Annotated in this window: 26 protein-coding genes; 2 read left to right on the forward strand and 24 right to left on the reverse strand. The window is 57.0% G+C overall.

The window, feature by feature from the left end:
• The first annotated feature begins 139 nt into the window (after positions 1 to 139).
• Positions 140 to 433: a hypothetical protein gene (locus AC6H34_RS29060; protein ID WP_497541146.1), complete on the forward strand. Its 294-nt coding sequence runs from the start codon at positions 140 to 142 to the stop codon at positions 431 to 433.
• A 242-nt stretch (positions 434 to 675) separates the two neighbouring features.
• Here AC6H34_RS29060 and AC6H34_RS29065 read toward each other — a convergent pair whose 3' ends face one another.
• The 22 genes from AC6H34_RS29065 to AC6H34_RS29170 all read right to left on the reverse strand — a co-directional run bounded on the left by AC6H34_RS29065 (position 676) and on the right by AC6H34_RS29170 (position 10,760).
• Complete coding sequence (locus AC6H34_RS29065; RefSeq protein ID WP_497541147.1) at positions 676 to 828, reverse strand: hypothetical protein; 153 nt, start codon at positions 826 to 828, stop codon at positions 676 to 678.
• A gap of 202 nt (positions 829 to 1,030) precedes the next feature.
• Positions 1,031 to 1,261, reverse strand: a complete 231-nt coding sequence (locus tag AC6H34_RS29070) for a hypothetical protein (RefSeq protein WP_497541148.1) — start codon at positions 1,259 to 1,261, stop codon at positions 1,031 to 1,033.
• Positions 1,245 to 1,592 (reverse strand): TSCPD domain-containing protein, encoded by a 348-nt coding sequence (locus AC6H34_RS29075; protein WP_497541149.1) that lies wholly within the window; start codon positions 1,590 to 1,592, stop codon positions 1,245 to 1,247. Before AC6H34_RS29075 ends, AC6H34_RS29070 begins: the two co-directional genes overlap by 17 nt.
• A 2-nt stretch (positions 1,593 to 1,594) precedes the next feature.
• Positions 1,595 to 1,912, reverse strand: coding sequence for a hypothetical protein (locus tag AC6H34_RS29080; RefSeq protein WP_497541150.1), 318 nt, complete (start codon positions 1,910 to 1,912; stop codon positions 1,595 to 1,597).
• Positions 1,913 to 1,919: 7 nt separating this feature from the next.
• Complete coding sequence (locus AC6H34_RS29085) at positions 1,920 to 2,498, reverse strand: DUF1643 domain-containing protein (RefSeq protein ID WP_497541151.1); 579 nt, start codon at positions 2,496 to 2,498, stop codon at positions 1,920 to 1,922.
• 3 nt (positions 2,499 to 2,501) lie between these two features.
• A complete protein-coding gene (locus AC6H34_RS29090) occupies positions 2,502 to 2,969 on the reverse strand; it encodes a hypothetical protein (protein ID WP_497541152.1) in 468 nt (155 codons plus the stop codon).
• Entirely contained in the window at positions 2,966 to 3,127 is a 162-nt protein-coding gene (locus AC6H34_RS29095) for a hypothetical protein (RefSeq protein WP_497541153.1), read from the reverse strand. Before AC6H34_RS29095 ends, AC6H34_RS29090 begins: the two co-directional genes overlap by 4 nt.
• Positions 3,124 to 3,633 carry a hypothetical protein gene (locus AC6H34_RS29100; RefSeq protein ID WP_497541154.1) on the reverse strand — a complete coding sequence of 170 codons (510 nt, stop codon included), beginning with the start codon at positions 3,631 to 3,633 and terminating at the stop codon, positions 3,124 to 3,126. The genes AC6H34_RS29095 and AC6H34_RS29100 overlap by 4 nt, the downstream gene beginning before the upstream one ends.
• A gap of 194 nt (positions 3,634 to 3,827) precedes the next feature.
• Positions 3,828 to 3,971 carry a hypothetical protein gene (locus AC6H34_RS29105; RefSeq protein WP_497541155.1) on the reverse strand — a complete coding sequence of 48 codons (144 nt, stop codon included), beginning with the start codon at positions 3,969 to 3,971 and terminating at the stop codon, positions 3,828 to 3,830.
• Positions 3,972 to 4,663: 692 nt separating this feature from the next.
• The gene (locus AC6H34_RS29110; RefSeq protein WP_497541156.1) at positions 4,664 to 4,930 is read right to left on the reverse strand and encodes a hypothetical protein; all 267 of its coding nucleotides are present in this window, start codon (positions 4,928 to 4,930) and stop codon (positions 4,664 to 4,666) included.
• Between the two features lie 90 nt (positions 4,931 to 5,020).
• On the reverse strand, positions 5,021 to 5,566 hold the full coding sequence (locus AC6H34_RS29115) for a BRO-N domain-containing protein (RefSeq protein ID WP_497541157.1): 546 nt from the start codon (positions 5,564 to 5,566) through the stop codon (positions 5,021 to 5,023).
• 300 nt (positions 5,567 to 5,866) lie between these two features.
• The gene (locus tag AC6H34_RS29120) at positions 5,867 to 7,096 is read right to left on the reverse strand and encodes a helicase HerA-like domain-containing protein (RefSeq protein WP_497541158.1); all 1,230 of its coding nucleotides are present in this window, start codon (positions 7,094 to 7,096) and stop codon (positions 5,867 to 5,869) included.
• A gap of 242 nt (positions 7,097 to 7,338) precedes the next feature.
• Positions 7,339 to 7,488, reverse strand: a complete 150-nt coding sequence (locus tag AC6H34_RS29125; RefSeq protein ID WP_497540876.1) for a hypothetical protein — start codon at positions 7,486 to 7,488, stop codon at positions 7,339 to 7,341.
• Between the two features lie 6 nt (positions 7,489 to 7,494).
• Positions 7,495 to 7,788, reverse strand: coding sequence for a hypothetical protein (locus AC6H34_RS29130; protein WP_497541159.1), 294 nt, complete (start codon positions 7,786 to 7,788; stop codon positions 7,495 to 7,497).
• A 4-nt stretch (positions 7,789 to 7,792) separates the two neighbouring features.
• Complete coding sequence (locus AC6H34_RS29135) at positions 7,793 to 8,236, reverse strand: hypothetical protein (RefSeq protein ID WP_497541160.1); 444 nt, start codon at positions 8,234 to 8,236, stop codon at positions 7,793 to 7,795.
• 30 nt (positions 8,237 to 8,266) lie between these two features.
• The gene (locus tag AC6H34_RS29140; RefSeq protein ID WP_497541161.1) at positions 8,267 to 8,575 is read right to left on the reverse strand and encodes a hypothetical protein; all 309 of its coding nucleotides are present in this window, start codon (positions 8,573 to 8,575) and stop codon (positions 8,267 to 8,269) included.
• Between the two features lie 11 nt (positions 8,576 to 8,586).
• The gene (locus tag AC6H34_RS29145) at positions 8,587 to 9,042 is read right to left on the reverse strand and encodes a hypothetical protein (RefSeq protein WP_497541162.1); all 456 of its coding nucleotides are present in this window, start codon (positions 9,040 to 9,042) and stop codon (positions 8,587 to 8,589) included.
• A gap of 363 nt (positions 9,043 to 9,405) precedes the next feature.
• A complete protein-coding gene (locus AC6H34_RS29150) occupies positions 9,406 to 9,654 on the reverse strand; it encodes a hypothetical protein (protein WP_497541163.1) in 249 nt (82 codons plus the stop codon).
• A 2-nt stretch (positions 9,655 to 9,656) separates the two neighbouring features.
• Positions 9,657 to 9,941 carry a hypothetical protein gene (locus tag AC6H34_RS29155; RefSeq protein WP_497541164.1) on the reverse strand — a complete coding sequence of 95 codons (285 nt, stop codon included), beginning with the start codon at positions 9,939 to 9,941 and terminating at the stop codon, positions 9,657 to 9,659.
• A 5-nt stretch (positions 9,942 to 9,946) separates the two neighbouring features.
• Positions 9,947 to 10,234 (reverse strand): hypothetical protein, encoded by a 288-nt coding sequence (locus AC6H34_RS29160; protein WP_497541165.1) that lies wholly within the window; start codon positions 10,232 to 10,234, stop codon positions 9,947 to 9,949.
• Positions 10,235 to 10,334: 100 nt separating this feature from the next.
• A complete protein-coding gene (locus AC6H34_RS29165) occupies positions 10,335 to 10,592 on the reverse strand; it encodes a hypothetical protein (protein WP_497541166.1) in 258 nt (85 codons plus the stop codon).
• A gap of 12 nt (positions 10,593 to 10,604) precedes the next feature.
• A complete protein-coding gene (locus AC6H34_RS29170) occupies positions 10,605 to 10,760 on the reverse strand; it encodes a hypothetical protein (protein WP_497541167.1) in 156 nt (51 codons plus the stop codon).
• 1,389 nt (positions 10,761 to 12,149) lie between these two features.
• Between AC6H34_RS29170 and AC6H34_RS29175 the strand changes: the two genes are divergently transcribed.
• A complete protein-coding gene (locus AC6H34_RS29175; protein WP_497541168.1) occupies positions 12,150 to 14,639 on the forward strand; it encodes an ATP-binding protein in 2,490 nt (829 codons plus the stop codon).
• Here AC6H34_RS29175 and AC6H34_RS29180 read toward each other — a convergent pair.
• Both AC6H34_RS29180 and AC6H34_RS29185 read right to left on the reverse strand, forming a co-directional pair.
• Positions 14,636 to 17,077 (reverse strand): PriCT-2 domain-containing protein, encoded by a 2,442-nt coding sequence (locus AC6H34_RS29180; protein WP_497541169.1) that lies wholly within the window; start codon positions 17,075 to 17,077, stop codon positions 14,636 to 14,638. The genes AC6H34_RS29175 and AC6H34_RS29180 overlap by 4 nt on opposite strands.
• On the reverse strand, positions 17,049 to 17,417 hold the full coding sequence (locus tag AC6H34_RS29185; protein WP_497541170.1) for a YdaS family helix-turn-helix protein: 369 nt from the start codon (positions 17,415 to 17,417) through the stop codon (positions 17,049 to 17,051). Before AC6H34_RS29185 ends, AC6H34_RS29180 begins: the two co-directional genes overlap by 29 nt.
• Between the last annotated feature and the right edge of the window lie 4 nt (positions 17,418 to 17,421).

The raw sequence follows: 17,421 nt of genomic DNA on the forward strand, positions 1-17,421 counted from the left end.
GGATTGTTCGCACCCAAGGCGGCTCGACTTCAATCAGTGCTGCGATCGCTTGCTATGAGATCCTGGTCGAACAGATGCCTGGCACTCGGCTCACTCTTCAACAGGGTGGACGCGTAATCAGGGACAGCGCCGAAAGCAGATGACCGGCCCTAACGACAATCTCCACACTCTGCACACCTACGGCACGGATCTCGCTGTGGTCTGTACGCGGTGCGGTCATCGCTCTCTGGTGCCCGAAAAGAAGATTATGCCTGGTGGCACCAAAGGCCTCATGACAGCGATCTCCACGGTGGCGAGGCGGATGAGGTGTACGACCTGCAACATCAAACAGAGTCATGCCTTCGTGCCGCCCAACAAGCAATTTGCCGAGCGCTGGCTGAACTACGAGATCATGGAAACGCCCGGTCTGGACGAGTTTGAGGCGCCGCTTTAGCCACCACCGCTGTGACAGTGGATGACGGCCGACAGCCATCGCGAATTTACTGGTTGCGGCTTATAGTCCTTCCTGCCTGATGAGCCAGGCAGGAAGGAGGAATGATGAGCACTTATATGTTTCTAAGTTTGTTGCCTACCTATGTTTTGGCAACGGTCGCAATCATCACGCTGTTTAAGCGAGCCTGAGAGCAGGCTCCGGGGCCTCGCTGGGTTGCAGCTCAGCGGGGCCTCATTACGATTTTATCGTAATATGTTGTTGCGGATGCCGCAACACGTTGTGGCATCAAGCACTTCGATAAGATGATTATCCACCGGGATTTCGGCGGCAAATACGGCGGAGGATGTCAGCCAGTGGTTGTTCATTTCACCCGCGCTTTGCATGAAGCGATCCAAGGCATCGTTCCAACCCCTCATATAGTCGAGCCATTCGGTCGTGCCTGCCTCGAAAGGCGCCGCTACCGCGATTCCTCCTAAAAAGGCCCCGCGTCAAGAATGACGAGCTTGTAGGTCACTTCATCTTCCACGGTCGGCGCCCTGTATTTAACGAGCATCAAATCAAAGCAAGCAGGGTCAATTGCCAACAAAAAGTTGCTATCTAGCGCACAAGAAAAGTGTCGGCGAATGCGAGCATCGTTACGACGACCATGATCGCGAACAGGGCAGCGCCAGCCCAGCCATACTGGTACGCCAAATGGGTCAGCAGCGCTCCCACGCCGGCCGATGATACCAAGGCGGCGCACAGCACGCCGGCATGATGCGCGTCGAGGTGACGGGGCTCGCTCGCATCGTCCACCTCGTCAGAAACACGCTCAACTTGCTGGCGCATCACCCCCTCCTTGCAGATATTGCGCGATTCCGTGGACCACCGAGCCGATTGGCGTCGCTGGCTGGTTGAAGTCGTCGCGGGTCAGCGCGTGCACGATGGTGTCGAGTGGACACCCGTGCTGGAGCGCCAGGCTGATCAGGATCGCGGAATCGCGCATGATGTTCATCTGCTCGCTCGGTCGGCCGCCGATGAATACCTCTCGGATATTCTCGGTATCACCGTCGCTGCCGATCGAGACGGTGAACGTGTTGTGCTTGCTGTCGTTGAGACCGTGCTTGACTGCGAAGGTGACCTGTGGCCGGCGCGACGGAAGGATCTTGCGTGGCATCATTATCATTCTCCTAGAATGGCGTTGAACAGATCGTCATCGACGACGATCGTCAGAATGTTGAGTGCGATGTCGTTGGCAGTGGCATTCGCGCCGAGGCGGCTGATGGCCTGCTGGGCGAGCACCTTGTGAAGCTTGCGCGGGATCTGGAGCGCTGGACCGCGGTGGAGATATTCCCGCACGACGCCGAGCTTCTGGCGCTCCTTTGCCGCCGTGACGTGGATCGACTTCGTGTTGTGGCGCGGCAATGCTGCGATGATCTCGGCATTGCTCATGCCGAGCTTGACCATCTCGCGGACGTGATCGGTCAGCGTGAGCATCATTCGGTCCTCACGGCACGAACCTGTGCAGTTTGCTGTTGGCTGGAAGGTAGAGGGGGTGAGCCGGATGGCCGGCCGCGGTGATCTTGAGCGCAAACAGCTTCCGATTGCCGAGCCAGCCGCGCATCGTTTCGTCCTGGCCGAGATGCCCGCCATGCGCGCCCCAGGCACAGACGATCGGCCCGGCGCCCTCGATCGCGCGCTCGACCTGGCGCTGATTGTCGACACCAACGGGATCGTCATTGTGGTTGAGCGCCAGAAGCTCGCGCGGGTTGGTGGCGCGATGGGCGAACAGGTTGATCACCTCGAGCCGGTCATATCCCCAGGCCTTCGCGAAATTGACGCATCGGCGGATAGTCGGGTCATCGGTCTCGCCGTCTGCTGTCGACGGGTTGAGCATGACGAAGACGCAGGGGATCGGTTCGCCCAGAGGCTCGCCGGCACCGTCCGCCTCGATCTCGCCGAGCTCATTCCTGAGCCAGCGCCACTTGGCGGGCTTGGGGTGAAGACGCCATTCGCGCCACAGGCGATAGCGGTACCGACCGTCTGCTGAGATGGTGGCGCCAGCGGAGATATAGGGACTGCTCACCGGTCAGTCCCCACAGCCTGGGCCGACTTCGTTGCCGTTCCCCTTGGTTCGGAATGACGTGAAGTCTCGCCAATTCTTCCAGCCATTGGGGCAGTGGAAGCCCCAATCACGTATCCGCGGGCCGGTGATGAAGAGGGTCCAACAGGGGCCCGCATGGAGCTCGATGCGATGTGCCGCCTTTGCGCCGCGCAGCTTAAGCTCGCCGGCCCGTCGGATAGTCCGTACCGAAATGCCGCCTTCCTGAATGGTGTGCTCCGTGTATTCCCCCTTGAGCAAGAGAGAGAGGTTCATCCAGGGGTGATCATGGAGCGCCCGGTCGTCGTCTGACCGCAGGAAATGGTGGAGATAGACATTGATCCAGCGATTGCGCGGGATCACCCACCAGCGGCGCATATAGGGGTTCTCTTTGCCGCCAATAGTGACGTCTGGCGGCCGGCGATCAGCAATTGCGAGGATCCGATTAACGATCATGCCTCGCCCCTCGCCTGGTATTCGTGAGCAAGAAGCTTGATCGCTGGGATGGCCCGGAAAACGGAAACCTCGGTGGTTTGCAGGCGCCGGGCGATCTCCTTGGTGTCGTGACCGGCACACCACAACTTGGCGGCCTTATGCAGCTTGTAATGGCTCACAGCGGCGCACTCCGACCGTCGGCCTGGATGCGCTGGCCGTCATGCGTGATGAAGCCGACGCCGGGTAAAGCCCACTTCTCGCGCGCCGTCTCCTGGATGGTCTCGAGCACCTTCGGCAGCTCAGGCTCCCGATAGATTTCGACCCGATGGGAATGCCTGCGCAGTGGCAGCGGGTCGCTCTGACCCCCCTCGCCTTTCAGAGTGGCAGGGTCGTTCAACTCAAAAACTTTCGAGATTGCGCGGTCGGCCACCTGGAGCTGAGTGATCGCACCGATGAGCGCGTTCTGCCCCGGCCACGTGACCGGCAACGCCGCGCTGAGCGCCGTGAGATTGTCGACTGTGGCGCGGCACCTATCGCTGAAAGGTCGAACACCCTCCTCGCCCAGGGTGTACTCCAGCCAATCTCCGAGCAGGCCGTCGACGCTGGCGATCAGGTGCGCCCACTCGTTGGCCGTGATCGCACCGCTATGGTGCATCTCGATCAGGATCTTGTGACAGTTCTTCATGGGGTGTTGTCACTCAAATGTTGACGATGGATTTGGACCGCGGCCGGGAAGTTGGGCTGCTGGGGGTTGCGGGCTTCCCGGCCGCGGGTACGGGCGTGAAAGGCGGAGCGTGGCACCTGTCGTGAGGGGATGGACTTGCGTCGCGGCGCCCCTCGGTGGGCTCGCGGGCCTGCTACAAACGCCCGATCTCGGGCTCAGCCGGCGAAGAAATAGAGCGCCAGGCCGATGATCGCGACTGCGCCGATGGCGATGCCGACAATGAGCGCGGGGCTGTGGCCGTTGCCCGTATCGCCGGGCGTGCTGAAGCCGTCATTCTTGCCGTAATCCTGGAAGGGCATCGAGTCTGTCTCCGTGATTGTGCTCGGTGGCTGTCTTTGAACAGGAAATAGTTTAGTCAACATTTTGTTGCGTATCAAGGGAAATGTTGGATTTGGGTTGCCGAAGACCGGATTCCGAATTCAGGATTTCCGCGGATCAATTTGGAGCACCAAAGGGAGCCCGATCAATCTGGAGCTCCAAAGCGACGGCTCAATGTGGGGATCTCGGGCGAGCCGGCTGGCGCACCAGGTCATGGGCCGCCGATCGAGTTGCGCCTGGGGAAAATCGGCGCAATACGGAGGTGTCTAAATACCTCCTTCTGGGCAAAGAAATGGCCGGCTCATCGACCGGCCTTTCGCTTTAGTAGCGATACTTTGCTTCAGCCGGAGGAGCGCCATCAATGGGCGTGTACGTCATATCAATACCCGTGCCGTCGTCGCGCTTAATGAACTTCACAATATACCATTGCCCGCGCGATCCGTCGTCGCAGTATGTCCAACTATGGAATTTTCCGGACAACACTATTTCCTGTGTTAGCGGAGGTGCGTCCGGGCTATAATCGCTGGCGTTACTAACGTTTCTAGGGCACCAATAGCCGCTTTGCCTGATGAGAAGCGCGGTTTCCTCACTTCCACCGGCATACGCAAACCTACCAGTGAGCGGTAGAAAAAGGATCGCTGCCATTGCCATCGGTAGAGAGACTCTCCGCATGTCACGGCACCCCGCAACGGCCTTTAAGTCTTGCGATTTCTGGAGAATGATCTTCGCTATTGGGCGCGGGAACGCCATAGGCGAAAACGCTCCAGGCGTCGCGGTTGGCGCTCGTTTTCTGGATGCCTGTCAGGTCTGCAAGCCGGTCCCGATCTTGAAGTGTACACGGCCTATTATCCGTTCGAACGGCTTTGATTTTCTCAGGCGGCGTGACACAAGCCGTCAATGCGAGCGCGACAATCGCCATGCTTATAGCTTTACGCTTCATTCCCCTACCCCTAGGACGCAAAAAACCTCGCGCCAACATGACGCGAGGTTTAGCTATAAGCGCAACTAAAAGTTTAAAGCAATACAGCCGTTATCTAGCCAAGGCGGTTTCCAGCTTTTTCACCTTGATCATTGTTCTAGCTAGGAACTGCAGAATAGTGTTAGGCTCATGTTCCTTCCAGATGAGCAATTGCTCATATTGCAACCTAAATTCAGAATCACTGCCCGTAAATGTTCCGTCACTGGCATGCCGCACATTGTCACGACGTGGCGAGGTCCTATGGTGCTCACGCACATGTACCACCTTGCCTTGGCGATAGGCCATGAACACGTCGATAATCGTCTTTCTGATTTGGGCGGCGATGGGTGTTCTCGACAACGCGCAAATGACAAGTGCCTGGCCTTCATTGAGGTAATAGGCTTTGCCAGGTCGACCTCTTCTAAGTGGGTCGCTATTTTTCACGGGGCGTGAAAAAACACCGCCGTGCATTTCGAGCTCATCCCGGTTGCGTTCAATCATTTGCCGAACGGCAGCGGTAGGGTTTTTCATACCGAGTGAAAAACCCAAATCGATATCGAGTATGCGAGGTTCCCCGTTGAATTCAACAAGGTTCGAAGAGGCGATATTTGCAGACATAAGCTTGATTCCTATGGTTTGGATCAAGCCGACAGCGGTGCTTTCGACGGCGCCCGCTGGCGGCGGGACGTTCGAAACCTGGACCATAGGAAACAGGCGGAGTTATTCCCCTTGCGGGTATTGTATTCCTCGCCGTCCCGCCATAGCGAAAGCACAAAAATAGCGCCAAGGCTTTATAGCTGGCGCTTGCGCGCCTACGGTGCAAGGGGTTTCGACGCCCCACACGGCTTTGTTAACCGTGCTCGACTCTTATACCTCCGCGACCCTAGGTAGGCAAGAAAATTTCACATAAATAATCTGTCAATATTTTGTTGACGAATTATCCATACTTCCAAGAATTCCCGTCATCGCTAGCCAGCCAATGAGCCAACAAGCGAAGTTCCCGTCATGACTGACGAAACTCCAGCCCATGGCGCCGGCTGACGCAATCCATAGCGTCGCGGCAATGAGCGCCGCTGCCTTGCCTATGCTGTAGCCCGCGCCACGTGGCGCGCTGGCTGGCTTTGGCGTTGGTGGCGGCGCTGGAGCCGGACGGCGCTCCAATGCACCTAGCGGGCATGTCGGAGGCTGTACGCGCTGGACTCCGGCGATGAGCGGACGGCCGCTTTCATCGATCGTGACAAACCGCGCCGTGCCGACTGGCAATGATCGATCGTGCTCAATCCTATGCGCCAATTGGGCGGCAATCACGTTCGGGATATCGGCGGCACTCTGCGACGCGAAATAGACGCCTACCCCCTTGGAACGGATGAGCCTCACGGTTTGCTCTATCTTCCGCAACAGGGACGGCGGGCAATCCTGGAAAAGCAAATGAGCCTCATCAAAGAACAGGACAAGGCGCGGCTTTTCCAGGTCGCCGACTTCAGGCAGGCGGACATATAGATCATTGAGCACGTAAAGCAGGAACGCCCCATAGAGGCGTGGCGCTTGGATCAATTGATCGGCGGCAATGATCGATAGGACTCCCTTGCCGTTTCGTTCCTGCAACAGGTCTGCCACGTCGAAAGCGTCACCCTGAAAAAAGTATGGTCCGGCTTGTCGTTCTAGTCGGTTCAATGCCCGCACAACGACTCCGGTTGACGCGGCCGTCACTTGCCCATAACTGCCCGCAAGTTCCCCCTTACGGGCAAGCATGTACTGAAGCATGGCCCGGAAATCGGCCGGACTATCGAGCGGCGCAACGCCATGGGCCCAAAGCCCAAAAGCCGCTTCCACGACTCCGCTTTGTGCATCCGTCAGTTCCAATGCCCGCGCCACTAGATCGGCGTCCATGGCATGCAACGGCAAGCAAATTTGCCGCCCATTGAGGCCGAACAAATCGAGCAATTCGGCCGGATAGGAACGCGATAGAGCGGCAATGTCCCCCTTGACGTCAGCCAGGAATACAGGGACTCCGGCTTTGCTGAATTCCTCCGCAAGCTTCATGAGCGTCACGGTTTTACCCGTTCCCGTGGCGCCGCTGATAAGTCCGTGGCGATTTGCGTAGCGGAGGGGAATTCCGGCCGTGGTGTTGAGGCGTGCAAACGTCATGACGCGGCCGTTTCCCTTACACAATGAATTGCTAGATGTTTGGCGCAATAATCAAGACGCATATAGGAGATTTTCTTGCTAGGAACGGAAGACACGGCCGGCGAACGGCATGTACGCCATGTTCCGTTGCGCTGTTTAAACTCATGATCGCAGACGCGTTTGCCTTTGTCGTTAATCATCGTCTCGACTCCTCCAAATGAAAGCACGACAACGGCGCCGCATTGGGCGCCGCTCGCATGCCGTCACTTCCAGGGTTGCCGCTGCTTTAGCTCGCGCTTGAATTCGGCAATCGCCTCGCGCTTTGTCACTCCATAGTAACGGCGCGTGAAAAGCGCGCCGTCAACCATGTCGGAAATAACCCAAGCGCCATATATGTTCTTTTCGATAAGCATTGGCGTTCACTCCGCAAAGAATGCATAGATTGTCGTGAGGTATCGGCCGCGCCTGTCGCTCAACGAAAGGTACGGCACGCACTTTTCGGGGCAGTACTTGTCAAACCAAAAGTTGCCGCCGCTTCGCTCAAACGCCTTGCGCCAGCGGTGAGGCAGCGCGAGCATGACGGAATGATAGTCAGGCTTCCAAAGCCTACCGGTGCTATCGAGACGGCCGACTAGAGCCGCTTCCGTGGCATCGCATTTGCGCTTGCCGAATCCGCCTCTGTCGTCGCTGGCGTTGAGGATGAAATGCGCCATTGCCTTAGCTCCAAATCTGCCCGTCATCGCCCAAGTACAGGTCGACGTTGCCGAAAGCCTTGCTCGCATTGTCGAGAGTGGTTGCGGCCGGTTCCGGCCAATCGCCGTCCCAGAAGCCCGCACCATGGCCGCAACGGGTGAGCCAAAAATCATGGCCAGCCATTGCCGCCTCGCGCGCGGCAGTCGAGCCTTCCATGTCACTGGACAACGGCGCGCTATCGCAGTGGATATGCTCTGAATTGGCGTCATAGAACGCGGCGCAATCAGCCCGCATTTCGTCAAGCGTAGCTGGCGCAATGTCGGAGTCGTCGCGGCCATCGTCCAGGGGGTTACCGTCGTCATCCGTACTCGACCAAAGCGCGGTCCCGACATAGGCGCGGAAGAAATGCCATTCTGCCGATTTTCCAGGTTGAGGTGACGGCGCGGCCATAGCTTCAAGAGTGTTCACTGTTTTGACCCCAAAATGTTGACGAAAGGATTATGCGTCGCGCATATCTTTCGGGTCGATTCCGTGAGCTCGCATAAAGGCGCCGTACGCCTCGCGAGTGTAGATTCCTCGCCTCAAGGGAAAGTCGACGGCGCCGCCAGAGTCCGGAATGAACATGCGGCGCGTCTCATCGAACGTGCAAATTCTGAAATCGGCCCTGTCTGCCGTGCCGCGTTCTTGCCAATTGATGGCGCGAGCGGCTTCCTTTCTGGCATCAAAGCAATCGAGTATCCAAACGTCAGGGGAAGGCTTATCCGTCTTGAAACCTGCCAAGACGTAGTACGGTGCGCGACGAAGCATAGCGTTCATTCCTAAAGCTTTGAGGGGAAGTTGCGACGAACGGCACGGATCCAAACGCAAGCCGGGTACCCCTGCTTGCAATCCAAGTCGAAAGACAAATGCCCGTCGCCGTGCGGTGTGAATGTCCAGCCTGTCGGCAAGTCGTCACCCGACAACCACAAAATAAAGCGGCGCGCGTCATTACGGCTATAGAACTCTTGCGCCAATCTGTCGTGGTGAGGCGTCAGTACATACCAATCGCCGCCGTCTCGCTCTGTGTAATATCCCGGCATGCGCTCTTTGACACGCAATAGTATGCTTTGCGAAACGACGGATTCAGCAGTGTTATCGAGCATTTGATGGCTGATGTATTCTTTCCAGTCGCTCCAATGCGTTTTAACCCATGTGCGCGCTTCCTCGATATCACGCAACAAAGGGGTGCCATACTTTTCAAGCATGTTCGCGGCAATTTCGCTGGACTCGGACATTTGGCTAGACTCCCGGCCTCTACGCCGTGGCGGAGGCCTCTTGAATGACGTGGTGGATTGATTTAACCTCTAGGGAAGCGGTGAGGCCTGAAACCCCACCGCCCCCTTAGGCTAGGCTAGGAATTTGAGGGTAACGGTTATGCGGACCGTTACCCTTTTCCATTTCCAGCTAAGGGTGATTGTGCATGTGCGAGACATGACAAACCCCTAGAGGCTAGAGCGTCGGGCTATCGTGCCGACTTTCCGGACAGGTCGCTTATGGGGGTAGGCGTTCGGCACGCCTTGCGTTCCCGTCTGATTGTCAACATAAGGGAGTCGACAACAGAACGCAACAACAAGTTGACATTCTAAGCAGGAAGATCGCTACATGCCGATTGTATGCGGCACTCCGAAAACCGGACTCCGCAACGCCAGATTCCAGCGGTAGATATATTCCCGCGCTGCCGCTTCCTCGACCGTTCGGCCGCACTCGATGCGCCATGCGAGACGGATGACGGTATCCATGCCAGGTACGCGGATTGGCGCCTTATCCTCGCAATGATGCACGAAAGCGTCATAGGCCGATTCAGCGGCCGCCCGGTGCGTGTTGTAGGCCTTGAGATAGGCATTCATGGCTAGGCCTTCCTCATCGGGTAGCCGTGCACGCCAACGTAAATCCCGACGAACGGAAAGCCGCTCGCTGCCGCATAAGCCTTAGCCTGCTTCGCTACCTCAAGCCTGTTGTGTGGCGACGCGCCATTGACTCCTGGCATGTGCTCGACGGCGGTTTGCACATAGTCCCGATGCATGTACAGCGTGCCGTCAAACTCGCATGCCTCAGCGACGCGATACCATTTGCGTGCGCGCGGGCTATGGGAATTGCCGCTGTATGTGACTATCGTGCGGCGCGGATCGGTCATGTCCCCTACTCCGCCTCGCAACGCGCGCCGTCGTTCATGGGCAGGTCGCCGCCCATGGCGACGTCAACCGCCTGCCTGCAATCGTCCAGGGTAAGGTTGAAGTCGTCGCGGTAGTCATGGCCCGCGCGGCTGACAATGAGGCTGTAGGACGTTCCTGCCTCCATTGCTGCTACCTCGCTCAAAGCAGCGCCGAATAGCCCGCCCATGGTCACGGCAGAGGCAAGCGCGACACTCGCCGCGCCAAACCGATACCAGTTAAGCCGGGACTCGAGCTTGGAACGGCTGATAGACACGTTCCACCTGCCAATACGGACAAACCGGATTCCGCCGATACGCTTCGATGAGATGAGGGACATTTGTTTGGCTCCAAAATGTTGACAGTGGAGATAAGGGTTAGGCGGCTTGGATAAGCAAAAGGCTTTGCTTTACGTGTTCCATCATCAGGCCTTCAGCACTCGAAAGCGCGTAGGCCAAAGGGATATTGCGGGTTACGTTGGCAATCGCCCTGCTAATGATTGCCGGATTACTGCGCGATGCTTTGGAGCGATTGCGCCTATTGTCTCGAACCTGCCCACGTGCGCACATCAATTCCAATGCAGCAACGTGGCGGACTTGCTTAATTGCAGCATCGTCAAGGCGGTAAAGTGGCATGGCAAAGACTCCTCAAAGGCTCATCATGGAAAGGGTAACTGCGGTCACAACGCCGAGGCCCGCCAGCGTGCCAATTGCCCATGCCGTCCAGGTCGCAGTGACTTCAACCGCATGCCGGATTGCGGCTTTGCGAGCGCGGCGCTGGCGGAGGGTGGAACGGCGGGACATGCGGTGACTCCTCTTGTCTGCAAACACTCTACGTTGGCGCATTTTTGTTGTCAACTTTTTGTTGCGTTATACGATAAAAAGTTTGCTCGATTAAAGGTCTAACAGGTCTGCCCTAGGCCTGAAGCCTGCCACGGGCTTGGGTGCGCGCGCCTGCCTGTAGCGCCGCATTTGTGCACGCTTGATAGCGCGGCGCCTTGCGATTTCGTCAGCCTCACCGCATTGCCCGCATGCCTCACTGCGCGTGTACCGCACGCGACTACCGCACGCCTTGCACGGCTCATGCTGCAGATAGAGTGTTTCCACGTGAGCGCTTCGGATGTAGGCGCCGTCGTCTGCCAGCCTGAGATAGGCGCGGCCGTGCTCGAGCCCGTCCGCCCTAGCCTTCCACTCTTGCCTGGCCAAGGCGTCATTGGCCTGTTGGTTTCGCTCTACCTGGCGGGCCTCTGCCTTGATCGCATTGCGTTGCCTGACGCACTCCACGCACATGCCGTTGCTAGTCCAGCGCGTGGTATGGCCTAGGCTACAGGCCTCACCTACATAGGCGCGCTTGCCGGCTTCTATCGCCGCCTGTTTACTTTCCGCAACGTCATGTCGTGCGAGTTCTATTTTACGTCTGCCCATTGTGGTTTGTCCTCTGTAGTAGGTGCATCCGTATTATCACACGCTGGTAGTGTCAACAATATGTTGCTATTGATAATACAGATATATCGTATGGCGATATATGTAGTAGCACGACATTATAAATGTAGTAGGTCGAGGAGGCTCATCTGTACAGCCGATCTACTACGTCGATGTACTACGGTGAGCGAGCGTTCGCTACGGGTCCCTCTTCGACAAAATCGTCGTTCGCGGCGGGCGCCGAGCGCGATGCGGCAGAGTTTTCAGATGAAAATCCGTTTTGGTCTTGAGCTCATTGGACCTGAGCCCTTGATTGGACTCCTCATTGGACCGAAATTTCCCTTTATTTTCTTATACTTATTTATTGGAGTCCAAAGAGTCCAAAGAGTCCAAAGAGAAATAGAGATTGCAGGTTAGTAGAAAAACGGCGGCGAAGCCGACGATGGAATAGAAATGCAAAAACAGCTCTCATCGCTATTTCGTACATCCGTATTTCAATTCTCTTTGATGAATTTCGGCCGCCAAATCCGGACTCATTGGACTCTTCACAATTTACTTTTTAAATCAATCACTTACGAAAAGTCGACACGGGATTCGGCGTTTGGACCTCATTGGACCTCATTGGACTCCGTAAACGGTAAAAAACAACGCGTAGACTGGGTTTCGAGAGCATTTAAATGTCGATATCTTTGTGATCTTCAGTGTCGACAAAATCGCCTGCCGTTCTGATAGTTGAAAGTGTGAAGTGATTCAAAAGGCGGAGCTTAAGTGGTGAACAACGTATCCGACGACGCGTTCGAGCGGCTTCACAAGATAGAACCCGAGATATTGATTGCCTTGGAGTCACGCCCGAACGAAGCCGATACCCGCTTCAAGGCACTTGATCGAATCCTAATCGAGGTGATGGGCTGGCAGCGCGACGCTATATTCACCGAACCAGCGACGGAAAGCGGATTTATAGATTATCTGATACAGGCTGGCTCGGGGCGAAACCTGTTTGTGATTGAGGCAAAGAAGGCCGGCCTTCTCGCTCCAGAAACGAAATCCAACGACAAGATGACCATTGCGCTTGACGGACCTGTCGCCAAGCCGATGAGAGACGGCATTCGACAGGCTCTGGCGTACGCCAACGAGCAGGGCGTTCCTACAGCGGTCCTTACAGACGGCTTCACGTGGTTGTTCTTCAGAGCATCCCGAACGGATGGCCGTCCGCCATTGAAAGGTAAAGGAATCCTTTTCCCGTCTTGGAAGGCAGTCGTCGAGTACTTCGTCCCGTTTTCCGAACTCATTTCGCCGCGAGCCGTATTGGACAAGCGCCACCTCGCGCATTTAAACGATGCCGAGGGCTACACAGTCTCGGAGGCCGAACAGCAGTACACGGTATATCCTCCCAATGAAGCGAAGATGCGCCCTCGCGATCCTATGGCCAGCGACGCGGCTGAGTTGTTTGCACAATTCTTTTCTCGACTTTCGAATGATCAGGACAAGGAAATGCTGCGGGACTGTTTCGTTGAGACCGCAGAAAGCCACAAGGCTGACCTTGAGCTAGAAAAGATCATCCAGAATGTCCTCAATAATATCGCAGCTATTGCAACGGATCGCGGGGGAGCTCTCCAAGATCAGATCGAACGCACGATGGCCACCCAGCGCGCCGAGACAGTCCTTCTCATCGGCAACAAAGGATCGGGAAAGTCCACTTTCATTGATCGATTCTTCGGAGACATACTTCCTGTGCCGCTACGGAAGAAATGCCTTCTCGCGCGCGTCGATCTAGCTGAAAGCACTGGCTCTCCGGCGAATGCAATTGATTGGTGTATACTTCAGCTACGCAACGCGCTGGAAGATGGTATCACCTCCGGAGCGGCTCCCTCGTATGAAGAGCTCCAGGGGATCTTCTTTAATGAATACCAAAGGATGTCGAAAGGGCCTCTCAAGCACCTGTACGAATCTGACAAGAAGGCTTTCAAGATCGAATTCGGACGGCATATTGAAAGCCGGCGCGAGACTCATCCGGATGAGTATGTCCGGTTGCTGCTGGCACGTGCCGCCAAGGGCCACGGTTTACTGCCCTGCCTCATATTCGACAATACTGACCAGTTCCCATTGGAGATCCAAGACCGGGTCTACCAGTTGGCGCATTCATTAGAGAGCGCCGCCCCAATCTTCAATATCGTGCCGATTACGGACCGCTCGGTGTGGCGACTTTCAAAGGCAGGCGCGTTGCAGAGCTATACGTCGCGAAGCTTTTATCTTCCCGTCCCCGACGCGAAGCAAATCATCTCCAGGCGAGTCACGTTCATTAAGAAGAAACTACAGGGGGAAAAACCGGCCACGGAAGCGTATTTCTCTAAGCGAGGCTTCCGGGTTCAGATTAACGACATACGAGTGATGGCCGATACGGTGGAGAAGGTCTTCGTCGATAACGACTACGTCACGGGTCTCATCGGTCGATTAGGTAACTTCGACATTCGCCGAATGCTCAAGCTCGCGGAGAGGATCTTTGTCTCGCCAGAGCTGAAAGTGGACGACATCATCAGGTCAACTTTCGGCGGACCAAGCATCACGGCGGATCGATTGCGGACGCATCGCGCTCTAATAAAAGGTGAATACGACCGACTAAGTGAGGTAGAGAACGACTTCGTCACCAACGTTTTTGTGACCGAACAGACCAAGCCCGGTTCACCGCTACTTCCTTACTACTGCCTTTGGGTCTTGCGCCAGAAGCTAAATGCATCAAAGGCAGGGGAATCAGAAGACAGACACTGGCTCGTGGACGACCTGTGCTCATACTTCGATCAGTGCGGCGTGCCTGAAGACATCACTCTTCGAACCCTTCGGAGGGTCTTTAAGCGGGGTCTAATCGAGACGCTCGATCCGAATGCGGAGGATGTTGAACTTTCTGGACGTGTTGCGATCAAGGAGAGCGGCATGGCTCATCTCGAACTTGTGCTGGGATCGTCAGTCTACCTCGAACAGACGGCTCTCGTGACAGGCTTCGCGGATCAACACGTTCGCGATGAGATTAAGAAGCTTACAATTCAACCGAACGCGCAAAAATTTACGGAGATCAGAGACCTGTTCATCCGGTATCTCTTGAGGATCGATGCCGCGCGACTTGAGATCCCACCTGGCCCGTCTTTCGCCTCTTTGATGGAGGCACGGAGAAGTATTCGAGGCCGCATCGGGGATGAGCGTCCACCAACGCGGCAAACATCTCGTGATTCCGGTAGAGTTTCTACCGGCGTTAGGAAGCGACGTTAGTTATCGTCATCTCCCCAATCTATGGACGCATCGATCCACGCCTCAAATGCCTTCCGACAAGCGTTGAGCGCGGGTAGGTCGTAGAAACGCTGACGGTCGCTATTATCCTTCTTTGGTCGATCGATCTCAACTCCCGGGCACAGCTCCTTGAAAGCCTTCCCCATCGCCCTAGGATCGATTTCTTCACCATCGTAGCGGCGGGTCTTGAGCCAGCGGGTGTAGCTGTCGCGGAAGTCCTTGCATGCGACCCTGACGCGGCCAGCAGACCAATCAGAGCCACCGTCCTCGTCGTGCATCGACAGGTCGAGATCGCCGCTCTGAAGGCACCCGTAGAACCACCGTGGGAAGTTGCGAAGGCCGGCAAGCTTTTGCTCGCCGAGGGCTTCGGTACCCGGGACGTCGCGGACGTTGAAGTCGCTCAGATCGACATTGAGCAGGAAGTCGAGGAGAGCTTCGCGGCCGCCGTTGTTCATCTCCCGGCGCAGCGCCGCGAAGTAGGCATGGTCGCCCTTTTTCTCGGTGCTGGCGTCGAGCACAAAGTAGCGGCGCTCGTCTTCGGTGGCCGGCACAACCCATTTTTCGTTCGAACTCATGAACAGACGCAAGAAGCTGTCCACCTGGAAGGCGTTCACGCCCTTGGGCTCGATGGTCATCGTCTCTGCGGTGATCAGCGACTTGAGGATGCCGTCGTCGCGCCGATCGCCGGCCCAGAATGCCTCTTCGACGTGGAGGAAAAGGCAGGAGCTCACGTGGGCGTTGAACTTGCCCAGGAAGTGCTCCTTGTGGCTGACGTTCTGGTAGTGAACCGGGAAAAGGCCTTTGATGTAGTAGCCGACGGTGTCCTTGCCGACGCCCTTCTTGCCGCGGACCACGACGGCGACGCCGGGTTTGTCCTCCGGATGCTGCACCAGGTGTGCGAGCCAGCCGATCAGATAGTCGTAGGCGCCGTTGTCGCCGCGGCAGAGGATATGCTTCATGTGCCAGCGGATAAGCTTGCAGGATGCCTCGGAGTCGCGCTCGATCGCGAAGCCGCGCCACAGGTTATAGGCGCCCTTGAGGTTGCCGTTCGGGCGGAACACCACGCCGTTCAGGTAGGTCCGGCGCTTCGGGTGCTCCATCCAGCGCTGTGACGCCGGCTTGCTGCCTGTCTGCGTCGTCACCCGGTCGTTCGCATAGAGGTTGTTCAGGTCCGTCGGCGTGGCATATGACACCGTGCCGTCGCTCTCGAAATTGATGATGGCCGTCTTGCCGGCGATGCGCGCCACGGCGTGCTTATTGTTGAAGGCGGCGATCCTTGGTGGTGCCTCTTCGCCGAGCTCAGCGTCGATGCGATCCTTGCGCAGGGCTTTGAGCCGCTTGGGGGTGTTGCCGTCTTCGCCCTCGTAGTCGCGAATATCGTCGTCTTCTGGCTCGTCGTCCTTAAGCGGCTCGGTGACGTCGAGGTTCTCGAATTGGGCATCGAGTTCAGCATCGCGCGCAGCGCTGCGCAGCGAGCGCATGGTGATTCCACCGCGGCGCCCCTCGTCGAATGATCGCCAGACTGCCCGCTGGTCCTTCTCATCGAACTTCTCGGATTGCTCGGAGAATTCCTTCCAGATTTTGTAGCCTTCGGATGAGCCGTTGGTCTCGTGATGCAACGCCATGCCGACATGGAGCCAGCCATCGCGGTCTTCGCACCACTCGTTGACGTCGAGCTTGTCGAGTATGCGGCGGATCTCGCGCCTGGTCAGGTCGAGCGGCGGCTCGGATGTGTCGGAGGTATGGCGCCGCTCGATCTCAACGGCGCGCTCGATCGTCTCTGCCGGGATGTAGGGCCCCTCGCCCAACTCGATATCGGTCAGATTGAACGGGCGCTCCCAGACATATTCGCGACCAGTGTCCGGATGGATCGACGGCGGGAGCACGGCCTGCTTGCCGGTGCCGAATAGCTCAATCTCCCAATCGTATTTCTTGACCTCACGATCCAGCTTCGGATCGAACACCATCGAGAAGTCGATGCTTGTTGCGAGCTTCTTGGAGGTGAAAGGCTTGTCGGTGAGGAAATAGAAATGCCGGCTACCGCCGCCGCTGCCGCTGATCACGGAGGGCAAATCGTGCAGGTCGATACCAGGCAGAAGCCCCTTGAGCCTGGCGCGCGCCGTGTCTACCTCGTGCGGATTGCGCACGTCCATGTCGATCAGATGGAGAAACTGGCCGTTGACCTTGGAGTATTTGCCCGTCCGAATGCCGACGTTGTATCCGGCCTTGTAGGTCTGACGCAGCTTTTCCACACTTGCGACGGGCTTGTCAGCCCAATCGTTGCCAATCGGCGCCTTGGACCTTGGTTTCAGCCAGTGCAGAGCGAATCCTACCCTGGCAAGCCGCTCGGCCTTTTTGAGGATCATAGCAAAACTCGAAAATGAACGAGGGTCAGAAGATGAAAGGAAGGAAATCCTCATGGGTCAGCGGCACAAAGCCGTCGCCCCCGCTCTTCTGCACCTTGCTCAAATCGACGATCTTCGCGGCCGCCTTGGCCGGAATGTGATTCTGCCTGTTGGGGTTGACCCACTTATGCACGCCCTGGCGCGTGATACCGAGCTCCTGCGCGAGCTTCTTGATATCGCAGATGCCGTTGTCATAGCACAGGTCCGGCAACCCCCTGCTCAGCACCTTCAGCAGCGGGCTCGGCGTCGCCCAGAAAGGGAGCTGACGAGCGTCTTCGGCCGAGGTGGGATATTTCCATGGGTTGATGCGCTTCTTGCGCTTGATGCCGACCAGGTGGCTGATGTCGTCACGCACAGTT

The organism is Labrys sp. ALF-8 (genome assembly GCF_059699065.1).